Origin of the sequence: Pseudomonas sp. MWU349 (assembly GCF_017947325.1) — a bacterium.
Classification (GTDB): domain Bacteria; phylum Pseudomonadota; class Gammaproteobacteria; order Pseudomonadales; family Pseudomonadaceae; genus Aquipseudomonas; species Aquipseudomonas protegens.
The window spans coordinates 599170-612978 of the sequence record NZ_JAFEVP010000002.1 but is presented as its reverse complement, the minus strand read 5'-3'; the positions used below and the strand labels follow the sequence as shown (position 1 = coordinate 612978).

The window sequence follows — 13809 nt, the reverse complement described above, 5'->3', positions numbered from 1 at the left end:
AATCAGCTGATGCTGGCGGAACCGGTGCGGTCGTAGCCATCGGCGGCGAAGGTGGCGGAACCGGTGCGGTCGTAACCATCGGCGGCGAAGGTGGCGGAACCGGTGCGGTCGTAACCATCGGCGGCGAAGGTGGCGGAACCGGTGCGGTCGTAGCCATCAGCGGCGAAGGTGGCGGAACCGGTGCGGTCGTAGCCATCGGCGGCGAAGGTAGCGGAACCGGTGCGGTCGTAGCCATCGGCGGCGAAGGTGGCGGAACCGGTGCGGTCGTAGCCATCGGCGGCGAAGGTGGCGGAACCGGTGCGGTCGTAGCCATCGGCGGCGAAGGTAGCGGAACCGGTGCGGTCGTAGCCATCGGCAGCGAAGGTGTTGGCAGCCAGTACCGAGAGGGTCAGGGCGAGGATCAGTTTGCTTTTCATGATGGTGACTCCGGGTTCGTTGAGGTGAATGCGTTGCTTGGGATTAATCCTACTCCGGTAAAGTCGATATAAAAGCGCAAATTAGTGCTTATAAATATCTACTTTATCGATGTTTTTGGGGGCAACCCTCATCGCCAAATACCGCGTTCAAGCCTCACTGCCTATACGAGCCAAGTACCCACTTGGATTCATTAGTAGGCTATTCATCCCGCATTAACTGATCATTAATTGAGCAAATTGCTTGTAAGAAAATATTTCAACGATTTTTTCATCCGCGCCTTACCTGTTTTTCACCCCTCGACGTTCAGCCTCCGCGCAGGCCTGCAGTCCATAGACAGGCCGCCTTGAATGCGACCTTTGGAGCACCTTTGCGAATGAACAAGCTACCCCAGATCACCCTGGCCTTCTGGGTCATGAAAATCTGCGCCACCACCCTCGGCGAAACGGCGGGTGACCTGCTGTCGATGACCCTGAACGTGGGTTATGCCATCAGCTCGATGATTCTGATCAGCGTATTCCTGCTGACCCTGGTCACCCAGCTGTGGTCCAAGATCTACAACCCGGTGCTCTACTGGATCGTGATCCTCTCCACCAGTACCGCCGGTACCACCATGTCGGACTTCATGGACCGCACCCTGGGCCTGGGCTATGCCAGTGGCTCGTTGATCCTGATCGGTATTCTGCTGGCGATCTTCGCGCTCTGGCGTCTGAGCGGCGACTCGCTGAACGTCAACAAGATCCAGACCTTTCGCGGCGAGATGTTCTATTGGATGGCGATCCTGTTTTCCAACACCCTGGGCACCGCCCTTGGCGACTACCTGGCGGACGATTCGGGGCTGGGCTTTGCCGGCGGGGCGCTGTTGATCGGCTCGACCATCGCCGTGGTGGTGCTGCTCAAGTACTTCACCAGGCTCTCGTCGGTGCTGCTGTTCTGGGTGGCCTTCGTGTTGACCCGGCCGTTCGGCGCGACCCTGGGTGACTTCCTCACCAAACCCCACGAAAAGGGTGGCCTGGATTTCGGCACCATCGGCTCGTCGGCGGTATTGGCGGGAATCCTGCTGGTGATGATCGTTGGCGCTTCCTGGGCGCAGAACCGCTACGCGCGCCAAGGTGCCGCCGAACTCTCCTGACCTGTACAGCCTCTGTAGGAGCCGGCTTGCCGGCGAAAGCTTTCCCACAGATCGCGAAAAACGCCCGGGCCTTGCACCCGGGCGTTGTTGTTTTCAGTCAGTCTCGATCCGCGAATGCTTGCGAGTGTCCTTCATGGTCGCGTAGACCAGCAGCGAACAGGCGATGCAGGCGGTGACGTACCAGTAGTAGCCGGTTTCCATGCCGATGCTCTTGAACCACAGGGCGATGTATTCGGCGGTACCGCCGAAGATCGACACGGTCAGTGCGTAGGGCAGGCCCACGCCCAGGGCGCGGATTTCGGTAGGGAACAGCTCGGCCTTGACCACCGCGTTGATCGAGGTGTAGCCGCTGACGATGATCAGCGCCGCCATGATCAGGAAGAACGCGCCCCACCAGGTCTGGATGGTGTGCAGGGTGGTGAGGATCGGCACGGTGAACAGGGTGCCGAGTATGCCGAATGCAATCAGGATCGGGCGTCGGCCAACCTTGTCCGAGAGAGCACCGATCACCGGTTGCAGGCACATGAACAGGAACAGCGTGGCGGCGGAAATGGTGGTGGAGTCGGAGATGCTCATGCCGACAGTGTTCACCAGGTATTTCTGCATGTAGGTGGTGTAGGTATAGAAGGCCAGGGTGCCGCCCATGGTCAGGCCGACCACGGTCATCAACTCCTTGGGATGACGCATCAGGGTGCGCATCAGGCTTTCCTTGGGCTTTTCCTTCTTCTTGGTGAAGGACTCGGTTTCTTCCATGCCGCGACGCAGGTACAGGGCTACCACGGCGCAGAGGGCACCGATGCCGAACGGAATCCGCCAGCCCCAGGATTGCAGTTCCTCGGTGGTCAGAATGTTCTGCAGCACGATCAGCACCGCCAGGGCGATGAGCTGGCCGGAGATCAGGGTCACGTACTGGAAGCTGGAGAAGAAGCCACGACGTTCCTTGGTCGCCATCTCGCTGAGGTAGGTGGCCGAGGTACCGTATTCACCGCCTACCGACAGGCCCTGCATCAGGCGCGCCAGCACCAGCAGGATGGGGGCGCCGACGCCGATGGTTTCGTAACCCGGGGTCAGGGCGATGATCAGCGAGCCGAAGCACATCAGCAGCACCGAGGCCATCAAGGCGGCCTTACGCCCTTTGCGGTCGGCATACAGCCCCATCAGCCAGCCGCCGATCGGGCGCATCAGGAAGCCCACGGCGAAGATCGCGGCGGTGTTCAGCAGTTGGGCGGTGGTGTCGCCCTTGGGGAAGAAGACCTTGGCGAAGTACAGCGAGAAGGCGGCGTAGACGTACCAGTCGTACCACTCGACCATGTTGCCCACGGAACCGCTGAAGATCGACTTCAGGCGGCTGGCGGTGGTCTTTTCTGTGGCGGGCGCAGCCGCCGACCCGGCAGGCAGGGTATTAGAGATATCCATGAAGGACCCTTCTATTCATTGTTTTTGTGGAGTGCGCGCAAGCGCAGCCTGCAGGGGCTATAGCAGGACCTGTGCCAAAGGCGAGAAGCCCGGAATAGAGGGGGTTAAGCGAGTTTGATAAGCGGAAATCCGCCTATGGGCGCCTTGTGGGTAAGCGGGAAATTGCCGAAAGCGGCCGTGCCCCTGGGCATGTGGGCGAAGGCGTCGATGGGGGCGGTGCCGGGTTTGAGGGTTGATTCTCCGGCAGCCGCGTCCTGTAGGGGCTACTCCTCCTTGAGGAACTGTTCCCTGGTCAGCCCATGGCGCTGCATCTTTTCGTTAAGCGTCCGGCGGGGCAGTTGCAGCTCGTTGAGTACCGCCTTGATATCACCCTTGTGCCGGCTCAGGGCCGCGCGCAGGCATTGGGCCTCGAAGGCTTCCTGCTGCGCCGCCAGGGACTGGCCGGGTTCGATGGCGTCGGGTTCCGGCTCGCCCAGGCCCAGCACCTGGCGCTCGGCGGCGTTGGCCAGCTCGCGCACGTTGCCCGGCCAGTCGTGGCTGAGCAGGCGGCTCAGTTGCGCGCCGCTCAAGGGCGCGACGCTGCGCCCCAGGCGCTCCCCGGCATTCTGGGCAAAGTGCTCGTAGAGCAGGGGGATGTCCTCGCGGCGCTCGCGCAATGGTGGCAGGCGCAGTTCAGCCACGGTCAGGCGGTAGGCCAGGTCCTCACGGAAACGCCCGGCACGGGCCTCGTCCAGCAGGTCGGGCTTGGTGGCGGCGATGATCCGCAGGTCGACCTTGATGCTCTGGTTGGAACCCAGGCGTTCCAGCTTCTGCTCCTGCAACACCCGCAGCAGCTTGACCTGCTGGGCCAGGGGCATGCTTTCGATCTCGTCGAGAAACAGCGTGCCGCCGTCGGCGTACTCCAGTTTGCCGATGCGTTTGCCCTGGGCGCCGGTGAAGGCGCCGCTTTCATGGCCGAACAGTTCGGCTTCGAACAACTGCTCGGGGATCGCCGCGCAGTTCAGGGCCACGAAGGGCTTGCCGGCCCGCGGGCCGAAGTCGTGCAGGCAGCGGGCAATCAGTTCTTTGCCGCTGCCGGTCTCGCCGCGGATCAGCACGTTGACCGGCAGGGCTGCCAGTTCCAGTACCTGGCGGCGCAGGGTCTGCAAGGCCCTGGAGACCCCCAGCAAGGTGGCGTCGAGCTTGGCCCGGCTGTCGGCCTGTTGGTGCAGGCGGCGGTTTTCCAGGACCAGGCGGCGCTTGTCCAGGGCCCGGCGCAGGCTGCTGAGCAGGGTGTCGGGGCTGAAGGGTTTTTCCAGGAAGTCGTAGGCCCCGTCGCGCATGGCTTCCACCGCCATGGGCACATCGCCGTGGCCTGTGAGCAGGATGATCGGCAGGTCCGGGTCCAGGCGCTGGACCTGGGCCAGCAGCTCCAGGCCACTGATGCCGGGCATGCGCACATCGCTGAGGATCACCCCGGGAAAGTTCCTGGGCAGTTGCGCCAGGCAGTCCTCGGCCCGGCTGAACAGCTGGACCTCGAAGCCCGACAGGCTCAGCCACTGCTCGACGGCGGTACGGATGCTGGCTTCATCGTCCACCACGATCACTGAGTTCAGCATTGGATATGGGCCTCCAGATCGATGGGCAGGCTCAGGGTGAACACCGCCCCTTGCTCCTGGTTGGCCACGCTCAGGCGGCCACCCAGTTCGTGGACTATGGCATAGGACACCGCCAGCCCCAGCCCCAGGCCATCACCCACCGGTTTGGTGGTGAAGAACGGATCGAAGACGCTCAGCAAGTGTTCCTCGGCAATACCGCCGCCGTTGTCGGCGACCCGCAGTTGCCAGAGCTGGTCTTCGGCTTCAAGACTAATCTCCAGGCGTTTGTGCGGTTTGTCCTGCATGGCGTCCAGGGCATTGCGCAGCAGGTTGATCAGCACCTGTTCCAGGCGGATGGCGTCGCCCCGGACCCAGGCCGGGCGGGTCAGGTGCAGCAGCACTTCGACGTCTTCGGCACGCAGCCGGGCTTCCAGCAAGTGCAGCGACTGGTCCACCACAGCGGTCAGGTCCAGGCGTTCGCGCAGGCCACTGGGGCTCTTGCGGGCGAAAGTCTTGAGGTGGCTGGTGAGGGCGGCCATGCGGGTCAGCATGTCGTCAAGTGGGCGCAGGGCTTTGTAGGCTTCGTCCACCCGGCCGTGATCCAGCAACAGCCTGAGGGTTGCCAGCTGCATGCGCTGAGTGGTTAGGGGCTGGTTGATTTCGTGGGCCAGGGCGGCGGACATCTGCCCAAGGGCTGCGAGCTTGGCCGATTGCACCAGGCCTTCCTGGGCGGTGCGCAGATCGCGGGTACGTTCTTCCACCAGTTGTTCCAGCTCCTGGCGATTGCGCTGGCGCACTTTCCCCAGGCGCCAGCGCTGGTTGAGGAACAGCAGCAGGAACACCAGGGTCAGCCAGGCACCGGCGGCGGCGAGCCCGGCATTGCGGGTTTCCTCGAAGGCATTCGGCGGTTTGCGCAGCAGGTGCAGGGTCCAGCCTTCGGCGGCCAACGGCAGGGACTCCCAGAGGTAGCTGGCGCGGCCCTCGGGGCCTTCGACCCGGGCCAGGCTGCTGTTGTCGTCAAAGCGTTGCAGCGTCTGGTATTGCAGCGGGGTCAGGGGCTGTTTGTCGTACTGGCGGGTGAGCTTGATTTCTTCCAGGTCGTTGCTCGACAGCGGCTGCAAGTGCCGGTAGCGCCAGCCGGGCTGGTTGGCGATGAACACGATGCCCCGGGCATCGCTGACCAGCAGGGTATCGTTGCCCTGGCTCCATTCATGTTCCAGTTCGGGGAATTCCAGCTTGACCACCATGGCCCCGAGGAAGTCCTGGTTGTCGGCCTTGACTGCGCTGGCCAGGAAATACCCCGGGATGCCGCTGGTCACGCCCACCGCGTAGAAGCGCCCGCTGCCTTGGCTGCGGGTCTGCTTGAAGTAGGGGCGAAAGCCGTAGTTGTGGCCAACGTAGCTGCTGGGCAGGCGCCAGTTGCTGGCGGCCACGGCCAGGCCCTCATGGTTCAGCAGCTCCAGGGTCGAGGAGCGGGCCGCGCCATTGATCTTTTCCAGCTTGCGGTTCAATGCGTCCTGGGTTTCGGTGGCCACCGGCCCCTGCAGCGCCGCGCGCAGTTCCGGGTCCAGGGCCAGGACCGCGGGCAGGGCACGATAGCGTTCGATCAGGGTATGCAGCGAGTTGGCGTACAGCCCCAATTGCTCATTGGCACGGGCGGCTTCCTCCACCAGCGTCTGCCGTTCTGCATGGCGCATGGCCAGGCCGGCGCTGAGCACGGTGCCAGCAAGAATCACCAGGATATAGAGCGTCAAGCGGAGGTGGCGGGAGATCTGGGCCATGAGTCGGGGCAGGCTGCAATGGGGGCGGGAACGATAGCATGAGCGCCGGGGCTAACGTTGATCGCGGACAGTGTCGGGAAAGGGCGGTGCATAAAAAAAGCGGCGGGCCATTCAATGAACAGCACCGCCGCCTGGGCCGAACGGAGGAAGGGCTTACTGCACTTCTACCGCCAGGCTGTCACTGATCTTCTTCTGCCAGATGGCAGGACCTGTAATGTGTACCGACTCGCCCTTGCTGTCGACGGCGACGGTCACCGGCATGTCCTTGACCTCGAACTCGTAGATCGCCTCCATGCCCAGTTCGGCAAAGGCCAGGACCTTGGATTTCTTGATCGCCTGGGCTACCAGGTAGGCAGCGCCGCCGACGGCCATCAGGTACACGGCCTTGTTGTCCTTGATCGCTTCGATCGCGGTCGGGCCGCGCTCGGACTTGCCGATCATGCCCAGCAGGCCGGTCTGCTCGAGGATCTGGCGGGTGAACTTGTCCATCCGCGTGGCGGTGGTCGGGCCAGCCGGGCCGACCACTTCGTCACCGACCGGATCCACCGGGCCGACGTAGTAGATGAAGCGACCCTTGAGGTCCACCGGCAGGGTTTCGCCCTTGTTCAGCATCTCGACCATGCGTTTGTGCGCAGCGTCGCGGCCGGTGAGCATCTTGCCGTTGAGCAGTACGGTTTCGCCCGGTTTCCAGCTCTGCACTTCTTCCGGGGTCAGGGTGTCGAGGTTGACCCGACGGGCCGACGGGCCGGCTTCCCAGACGATTTCCGGGTAGGCGTCCAACGGTGGCGCTTCCAGGCTCGCCGGGCCGGAGCCATCCAGTACGAAGTGCGCGTGACGGGTGGCGGCGCAGTTGGGGATCATGCACACCGGCAGGGAAGCGGCGTGGGTCGGGTAGTCCATGATCTTCACGTCGAGCACGGTGGTCAGGCCACCGAGGCCCTGGGCGCCGATGCCCAGCTGGTTGACCTTCTCGAACAGCTCCAGGCGGATCTCTTCGATGCGGTTCTGCGGGCCACGGGCCTTGAGCTCGTGGATGTCGATGGATTCCATCAACACTTCCTTGGCCATCACAGCAGCTTTCTCGGCGGTGCCACCGATGCCGATGCCCAGCATGCCCGGTGGGCACCAGCCGGCGCCCATGGTCGGAACGGTCTTGAGTACCCAGTCGACGATCGAGTCGGACGGGTTGAGCATGGCCATCTTCGATTTGTTCTCGGAGCCGCCGCCCTTGGCCGCCACGTCCACTTCCACGGTGTTGCCGGGAACGATGGAGTAGTGGATCACCGCAGGGGTGTTGTCCTTGGTGTTCTTCCGGGCGCCTGCCGGGTCGGCCAGGATGGAAGCGCGCAGGACGTTTTCCGGCAGGTTGTAGGCGCGACGCACGCCTTCGTTGATCATGTCGTCCAGGCTCATGGTGGCGCCGTCCCAGCGCACGTCCATGCCCACGCGCACGAATACCGTGACGATGCCGGTGTCCTGGCAGATCGGCCGGTGGCCGGTGGCGCACATGCGCGAGTTGATCAGGATCTGCGCTATGGAATCACGGGCAGCCGGCGATTCTTCCCGCAGGTAGGCCTCGTGCATCGCCTGGATGAAGTCCACGGGGTGGTAGTAGGAAATGAACTGCAGGGCGTCGGCAACGCTCTGAATCAGGTCGTCTTGCTTGATCACGGTCATGAGTCGCGCTCCTCTAAAAGACGGGAACATTTAATAAGGTGCCTGCACTTGGGTGGATCGGTCGGATGCAGGCACCTTCTAAGGCACGCCGGACAGACAACTGGCGCGACGCTAAAAAGGCGCGGCAGTATACCGCGCCTGGGGGCTCGGCACACCCGCCAGCCGGGCCAACCAAAGTCGCCCATCGGATGGGCACTGTTCTTGCCTGAGTCGGCGCTGAAACCTGGCGACGGGGCTTTAAATTTGAATAGTCATTTGCCGGGCGCAGCACTAAAGTGGCAAGTGGCCTGCAGGGTAGGAAACTCTTTAAGCCTCCTTTCTCACGGTGAGTCAACGATTGACCCATAAAGCCATCCAGAGCCTGTTATTCAAGCGCTTCGCCATTGCAGCGGGCACTTACGCACTGATCCTGCTGCTGTTCTGGCTGGCCGTCGTCACGGGGCATTCCCGTGCTTCGACCGGCAGCGCGCTGCTGGGCACTGGCCTGGTACTGGCCAGCCAGGGGCTGCTGTGCTGGGTGTTCGTCAGCGGACGCAACCTGCAGTTCGCCGACCCCAGCCTGACCGAAGTCCAGGTGGTGCTGGGCATCGCCTGGCAGACCTGGCTGATGGCCCATCTGGATCAGGCCCGCGGGGTGTTCCTGGTGTTCTACCTGCTGCCGTTGCTGTTCGGCCTGTTTCACCTCACCCGCCGGGCCTATCTGCGCAGCGCGGCGTTGATCTTCTTCTGCTTTGCCGGGGTCAACCTGTGGGACGGCTATCGCCTGCTCCTCGGTGATCCGCAACTGGCTGCGTTGCAGGTCTGCGTGCTGCTGGTGATGCTGGTGTGGATGTGCCTGTATGCCGCCTATGTTCAGGCGTCGCGCGCGCGCATGCGCCAGCGGCGCTTTGCCCTGCAGGCTCACCAAGACACTCTGCGGGGCATGATGCGGCAACTGGAGGACCTGGTAGCCACCGATGAACTGACCGGCCTGTTCAACCGCCGGCATTTCCTGCGCATTGCCAGCCGCGAGCTGCACGCCATGGATCAGGACCAGGTGCATGGGCTGGCGCTGATCGACCTGGACCATTTCAAGCGCATCAACGATCTCCATGGCCATGCTGCCGGTGACCAGGTACTGCAGGCCTTCGCCGCGGTGGCCACGGCTTGCCTGCGCGATGGCGACGTATTGGCCCGTTACGGTGGCGAGGAATTCGTGGTACTGCTGCCCGAGTGTGACGCCGAGCGCCTGACCTCCTGCTGCGAGCGTTTGCGCCTGGCGTTCACCGAAGTGCAACTGGTGGGCCTTAACGTACGAGACCTGAGCCTGTCGGCGGGGATGACCCTGCTGCGGGCCGGCGACGATCTGGACCATGCCCTGCAACGCGCCGATCAGGCGCTGTATCGGGCCAAGCGCGACGGTCGCAATCGTTGCGCTGCGGCCTGGGAAAACCTCGATGCCTGAATTGACCGTTGGTAGCCGGTGCTGGCCGGTGGCGCCTGGAAGCAACCTGCTGGATGCCCTGAATCAGGCTGGCGTGACGGTGCCCTACAGTTGCCGCGCCGGTAGTTGCCATGCCTGCCTGGTGCATTGTGTCCAGGGCTTGCCCAGCGACAGTCGGCCGGATGCGTTGAGCGATGAACAGCGCCGGCTTGGCTGGCGCCTGGCTTGCCAGTGCCAGGTGGTGGAGGATTTGCAAGTCGAGACCTTCGACCCTGTGCGTGACGGCCTGCCGGCGACGGTGGTCGGCCTGGACTGGTTGTCGAGCTCGGTCCTGCGCCTGCGCCTGCAACCGCAGCGGCCCTTGCGTTACCGCGCCGGCCAGCATCTGGTGCTGTGGGCCGCCGGCCAGATCGCCCGGCCTTATTCTTTGGCCAGCCTGCCGGAAGAAGACCGCTTTCTGGAGTTCCACCTGGACTGCCGGCATCCGGGCCAGTTCAGCGATGCGGCGCGCCAGTTGCAGTTGGGCGACCCGATGCGCCTGGGGGAGTTGCGAGGTGGCGCGTTGCACTACGATCCGGACTGGCAGCAGCGCCCACTCTGGCTACTGGCCGCGGGAACCGGCCTGGCGCCGCTGTTCGGCATACTGCGCGAGGCCCTGCGCCAGGATCACCAGGGCCCCATCCGCATCATTCACCTGGCCCATGACAGCAGTGAGCATTACCTGGCCAAACCCCTGGCGGCCCTGGCGGCGAACCGGGCCCAGCTGTCCGTCGAGCTGTGGACCGGGGCCGAGCTGACAGCCGCTTTGGCGCAACTGCGGCTTGTTTCCCGGCAAACCCAGGCCTTACTCTGCGGTCACCCTGACAGTGTCGAAGCCTTCGCCCGGCGCCTGTACCTGGCGGGGCTGCCGCGCAATCAACTGCTGGCCGATGTGTTCCTGCCCCGTGGTTGAGCGCTGATTCTTCCAGAGCGAGATCCCCATGACCGATGCCATCGAGTTGCAACGTGAGGGCGGGCTGCTGACCTTGCGCCTGAACCGTCCCGACAAGAAAAACGCCCTGACCCGCGCCATGTACGCTCGCCTGGCCGACGCCCTGAGCGAGGCCGATGGCGATCCCGAGATCAACGCCGTGCTGATCTGCGGCAGCAGCGAATGCTTTACCGCCGGCAATGACATCGCCGACTTCCTCCAGCAACCGCCCCGGGACCTCGACAGCCCGGTGTTTCGCTTCATGCGCAGCCTTGTGCAATGTCGCAAGCCGGTGGTGGCTGCAGTGGCCGGCGCCGCAGTAGGCATCGGCACCACGATGCTGCTGCATTGCGACCTGGTCTATGTCAGTCGCGATGCACGGCTGCGCATGCCGTTCGTCAACCTGGGGCTGTGCCCGGAATTTGGTTCGAGCCTGATCCTGCCGCGCTTGCTGGGGCAGGCCAAGGCGGCGGAGTTGCTGTTGCTGGGCGAAGGCTTCAGTGGCGAACAGGCCGCCGCCTGGGGGATTGCCAGCGCCGCCCTGGGGGATGGTGTGGCCACCTTGGCCAAGGCCCGGGAGGCGGCCTTGCGTTTCAGCCAGTTGGCGCCCGAAGCGGTGCAGGTGAGCAAGCGCCTGATGAAGGCGCCGGACCGCGAGCAACTGCGCCAGGTCATTGAGCAAGAGGGCGTGGAATTCACCCGGCGCCTGCAGTCCCCTGAAGCCATCGCCGCGTTGTCCGGGTTTCTCAGCAAGGGCTGAGGCCGTGGACAGCGGTTTCACGCGGGCATGAAAAAGCCCCGGTGTTTTCGACACCGGGGCTTTTTGTTCAGCAAGGCGAAGACTCAGACCATCGGGTCGCCCACGTGCAGGATCTTCATGCCGTTGGTGCCGCCGGTGGTGTGGTAGCTGTCGCCCTTGGTGAGAATCACCCAGTCGCCTTTCTCTACGACGCCGCGCTTGAGCAGCTCATCGATCGCTGCCTGGCTGACCTGCTCGGGCGGCAGGGAGGCCGGGTCGAACGGGACGGTGTAGACGCCACGGAACATGGCTGCGCGAGCCTGGGTTTCGCGGTGCGGGGAGTAGGCGTAGATCGGCACCGAGGAGCGGATGCGCGACATGATCAGCGGGGTGTAGCCACTTTCGGTCAGGGCGATGATCGCCTTCACGCCGGGGAAGTGGTTGGCGGTGTACATGGCAGCCAGGGCAATGCTCTGGTCGCAGCTTTCGAACACCTTGCCCATGCGGTGGCTGGAGGTCTTGCTGGTGGGGTGCTTTTCCGCACCGACGCAGATCCGCGCCATGGCCTGCACCGCTTCCAGCGGGTAGGCACCGGCGGCGCTTTCCGCCGAGAGCATCACCGCATCGGTGTAGTCGAGCACGGCGTTGGCCACGTCGGACACTTCGGCGCGGGTCGGCATCGGGTTCTGGATCATCGACTCCATCATCTGGGTCGCAACGATCACCGCCTTGTTGTGGCGACGGGCGTGCAGAATGATTTTCTTCTGGATGCCCACCAGCTCGGCGTCGCCGATTTCCACGCCCAGGTCGCCACGGGCAACCATGACCGCGTCGCTGGCCTTGATCAGGCCGTCGAGGGTTTCGTCGTCGGCCACCGCTTCGGCGCGTTCGATCTTCGCTACCAGCCAGGCAGTACCACCGGCTTCGTCACGCAGCTTGCGCGCGTATTCCATGTCGGCGGCGTCCCGTGGGAAGGACACGGCCAGGTAATCGACTTCCATCTCGGCCGCGAGCTTGATGTCGGCCTTGTCTTTCTCGGTCAGGGCCGGGGCGGTCAGGCCACCGCCACGACGGTTGATGCCCTTGTGGTCGGACAGCGGGCCGCCGATGGTCACCACGCAATGCAGTTCGGTAGCGGTGGCGGTTTCCACACGCATCACCACGCGACCGTCGTCCAGCAGCAGCTCGTCGCCCACGCCGCAGTCCTTGACCAGATCCGGGTAGTCGATGCCGACGATATCCTGGGTGCCTTCGGTCAGCGGATGGCTGGTGGAGAAGGTGAACTTGTCACCGATCTTCAGCTCGATGCGCTTGTTGGCGAATTTGGCGATGCGGATCTTCGGGCCCTGCAGGTCGCCGAGGATGGCCACGAAGCGGCCGTGCTTGGCTGCCAGGTCGCGGACCAGTTTGGCGCGAGCCTTGTGCTCGTCCGGAGTGCCGTGGGAGAAGTTCAGACGGGCAACATCCAGGCCCGCGAGAATCAGCTGTTCGAGAACTTCCGGCGAGTTACTGGCCGGGCCAAGGGTGGCAACGATTTTGGTACGACGAACGGACATGCACGGACTCCTGAGTTCAAGCGCAACGAGAGGCTACTATGCTCCGAAGTTGTAGTCATTGTTCGTTTGCACTACTTATTGCTTTGTTTGTTTACCGCAACAACCTTGAAGATTTTTGCCGATGAGTCGATACACTGCACAAGACAGGAGATACCCCATGCGATTCGTACTCATTGCTGCCCTGGCCGTCAGTGTTGTCGGCTGCACCCGCTGGTCCATGGACCATCATTTGAATAACGCCTACCGCGCTTATGACCGCGGCAACTGCGAGAGCGTGATGCTCGAGTTGAGCCAGGTCGACCGTGACAGTCGTGCCCGTCGCTACATCCAGCCGGAAGTGTCGATGCTGCGCGGGCAATGCCTGGAGCGTCAGAAGTTGTTCGTCGATGCCGCGCAGACCTACCAGTTCATCATTACCCAGTACCCCACCAGCGAGTACGCGTTTCGCGCCCGGGCTCGCCTGGATACCCTGCAACAGTTGGGGCACTACCCGGCAAATGGCGCCGCACAAGTTCGTCGCACGGCGCTGTAAAAGAGATTCACCAGGGGGCGATGTAATTGCCCCTCGCGCTTGAGCTAACATCTGCACAGGCTGTTCGAAAACCGCCCCGGCCCGGCTGGTGGCAGTGGCGTTGGAATCCCTCTGGCAGTCTTCCTCGCGCATCGAATCCGGGAGAGCGGGCCGATATCAGGGCCTGTTCCGAAGCACTAGTGCGGTCATGCTTAATGACCTTTCATAGCGATACCCAGCATGTTCATGGAACCTCGGATCGAGCGGCACCAACTGCCGTCCTTTTTAAAAGTATTCAATCGTTTCACCGACAAGCCCGTAGGTTTCCTTGGCAACCTGTCGGCCGACGGGCTGATGCTGATCAGCCCATTGCCGATGCTGATCGGTGCCGAATTCGACTTGCGGGTGAAAGTCCCCGGCGGTGACGGCCAAGTGCAGTTCATCGACTTCAGCGCCTGCTGCCTCTGGTGCCATGAGGACCTGACACCCCACCACTACGACAGCGGTTTCAGCCTGTTGCGGGCCGGTGCGGAGTTTGCCGAGCTGGAGCAGGCGTTGCGTCATTACTTCAGCTTTCACCCGTTGCAGACCTCGGCCTGAGGCGCTCGGCAGC

12 protein-coding genes are annotated in these 13809 nt (G+C 63.4%); 6 read left to right on the top strand and 6 right to left on the bottom strand.

Annotated elements, in window-relative coordinates; genetic code table 11:
- Positions 1-2: 2 nt before the first annotated feature.
- Positions 3-416 carry a heme utilization protein gene (locus KCG88_RS10015; protein WP_092137452.1) on the bottom strand — a complete coding sequence of 138 codons (414 nt, stop codon included), beginning with the start codon at positions 414-416 and terminating at the stop codon, positions 3-5.
- A gap of 374 nt (positions 417-790) precedes the next feature.
- Here KCG88_RS10015 and KCG88_RS10010 point away from each other — a divergent pair, with 374 nt between their 5' ends.
- Positions 791-1546, top strand: a complete 756-nt coding sequence (locus KCG88_RS10010) for a hypothetical protein (protein ID WP_210712311.1) — start codon at positions 791-793, stop codon at positions 1544-1546.
- Positions 1547-1639: 93 nt separating this feature from the next.
- On the opposite strand, the gene KCG88_RS10005 is transcribed toward KCG88_RS10010, so the two are convergent.
- The 4 genes from KCG88_RS10005 to KCG88_RS09990 all read right to left on the bottom strand — a co-directional run bounded on the left by KCG88_RS10005 (position 1640) and on the right by KCG88_RS09990 (position 7997).
- The gene (locus KCG88_RS10005) at positions 1640-2962 is read right to left on the bottom strand and encodes an MFS transporter (RefSeq protein WP_011063058.1); all 1323 of its coding nucleotides are present in this window, start codon (positions 2960-2962) and stop codon (positions 1640-1642) included.
- A 263-nt stretch (positions 2963-3225) separates the two neighbouring features.
- Positions 3226-4560: a sigma-54 dependent transcriptional regulator gene (locus KCG88_RS10000; protein WP_047337656.1), complete on the bottom strand. Its 1335-nt coding sequence runs from the start codon at positions 4558-4560 to the stop codon at positions 3226-3228.
- Entirely contained in the window at positions 4554-6320 is a 1767-nt protein-coding gene (locus KCG88_RS09995; protein WP_210712310.1) for an ATP-binding protein, read from the bottom strand. Before KCG88_RS09995 ends, KCG88_RS10000 begins: the two co-directional genes overlap by 7 nt.
- Positions 6321-6473: 153 nt before the next feature.
- On the bottom strand, positions 6474-7997 hold the full coding sequence (locus KCG88_RS09990) for a fumarate hydratase (RefSeq protein WP_047288813.1): 1524 nt from the start codon (positions 7995-7997) through the stop codon (positions 6474-6476).
- 337 nt (positions 7998-8334) lie between these two features.
- Between KCG88_RS09990 and KCG88_RS09985 the strand changes: the two genes are divergently transcribed.
- From KCG88_RS09985 to KCG88_RS09975, 3 genes are read left to right on the top strand one after another with little or no spacing between them, the layout of a single operon-like run.
- A complete protein-coding gene (locus KCG88_RS09985; protein WP_047288811.1) occupies positions 8335-9441 on the top strand; it encodes a GGDEF domain-containing protein in 1107 nt (368 codons plus the stop codon).
- Positions 9434-10372, top strand: a complete 939-nt coding sequence (locus KCG88_RS09980) for an iron-sulfur-binding ferredoxin reductase (RefSeq protein ID WP_047337654.1) — start codon at positions 9434-9436, stop codon at positions 10370-10372. The genes KCG88_RS09985 and KCG88_RS09980 overlap by 8 nt, the downstream gene beginning before the upstream one ends.
- Positions 10373-10400: 28 nt before the next feature.
- Entirely contained in the window at positions 10401-11150 is a 750-nt protein-coding gene (locus KCG88_RS09975; protein WP_047288807.1) for an enoyl-CoA hydratase-related protein, read from the top strand.
- Positions 11151-11233: 83 nt separating this feature from the next.
- Here the strand turns inward: KCG88_RS09975 and pyk are convergent, their stop codons facing one another.
- Positions 11234-12685: a pyruvate kinase gene (gene pyk / locus KCG88_RS09970; RefSeq protein WP_047288805.1), complete on the bottom strand. Its 1452-nt coding sequence runs from the start codon at positions 12683-12685 to the stop codon at positions 11234-11236.
- A gap of 157 nt (positions 12686-12842) precedes the next feature.
- On the opposite strand from pyk, the gene KCG88_RS09965 reads away from it, so the two are divergent.
- Together KCG88_RS09965 and KCG88_RS09960 are read left to right on the top strand one after the other, a co-directional pair.
- Positions 12843-13217, top strand: coding sequence for a hypothetical protein (locus tag KCG88_RS09965; protein WP_011063050.1), 375 nt, complete (start codon positions 12843-12845; stop codon positions 13215-13217).
- Between the two features lie 219 nt (positions 13218-13436).
- Positions 13437-13796, top strand: a complete 360-nt coding sequence (locus tag KCG88_RS09960; protein WP_047288803.1) for a PilZ domain-containing protein — start codon at positions 13437-13439, stop codon at positions 13794-13796.
- Positions 13797-13809: the final 13 nt, after the last annotated feature.

Excerpts from the sequence above, each read along its gene's own strand:
- KCG88_RS10015 (WP_092137452.1), bottom strand. The coding sequence starts at position 416 with ATGAAAAGCAAACTGATCCTCGCCCTGACCCTCTCGGTACTGGCTGCC.
- KCG88_RS10010 (WP_210712311.1), top strand. The coding sequence starts at position 791 with ATGAACAAGCTACCCCAGATCACCCTGGCCTTCTGGGTCATGAAAATC.
- KCG88_RS10005 (WP_011063058.1), bottom strand. The coding sequence starts at position 2,962 with ATGGATATCTCTAATACCCTGCCTGCCGGGTCGGCGGCTGCGCCCGCC.
- KCG88_RS10000 (WP_047337656.1), bottom strand. The coding sequence starts at position 4,560 with ATGCTGAACTCAGTGATCGTGGTGGACGATGAAGCCAGCATCCGTACC.
- KCG88_RS09995 (WP_210712310.1), bottom strand. The coding sequence starts at position 6,320 with ATGGCCCAGATCTCCCGCCACCTCCGCTTGACGCTCTATATCCTGGTG.
- KCG88_RS09990 (WP_047288813.1), bottom strand. The coding sequence starts at position 7,997 with ATGACCGTGATCAAGCAAGACGACCTGATTCAGAGCGTTGCCGACGCC.
- KCG88_RS09980 (WP_047337654.1), top strand. The coding sequence starts at position 9,434 with ATGCCTGAATTGACCGTTGGTAGCCGGTGCTGGCCGGTGGCGCCTGGA.
- KCG88_RS09975 (WP_047288807.1), top strand. The coding sequence starts at position 10,401 with ATGACCGATGCCATCGAGTTGCAACGTGAGGGCGGGCTGCTGACCTTG.
- pyk (WP_047288805.1), bottom strand. The coding sequence starts at position 12,685 with ATGTCCGTTCGTCGTACCAAAATCGTTGCCACCCTTGGCCCGGCCAGT.
- KCG88_RS09965 (WP_011063050.1), top strand. The coding sequence starts at position 12,843 with ATGCGATTCGTACTCATTGCTGCCCTGGCCGTCAGTGTTGTCGGCTGC.
- KCG88_RS09960 (WP_047288803.1), top strand. The coding sequence starts at position 13,437 with ATGTTCATGGAACCTCGGATCGAGCGGCACCAACTGCCGTCCTTTTTA.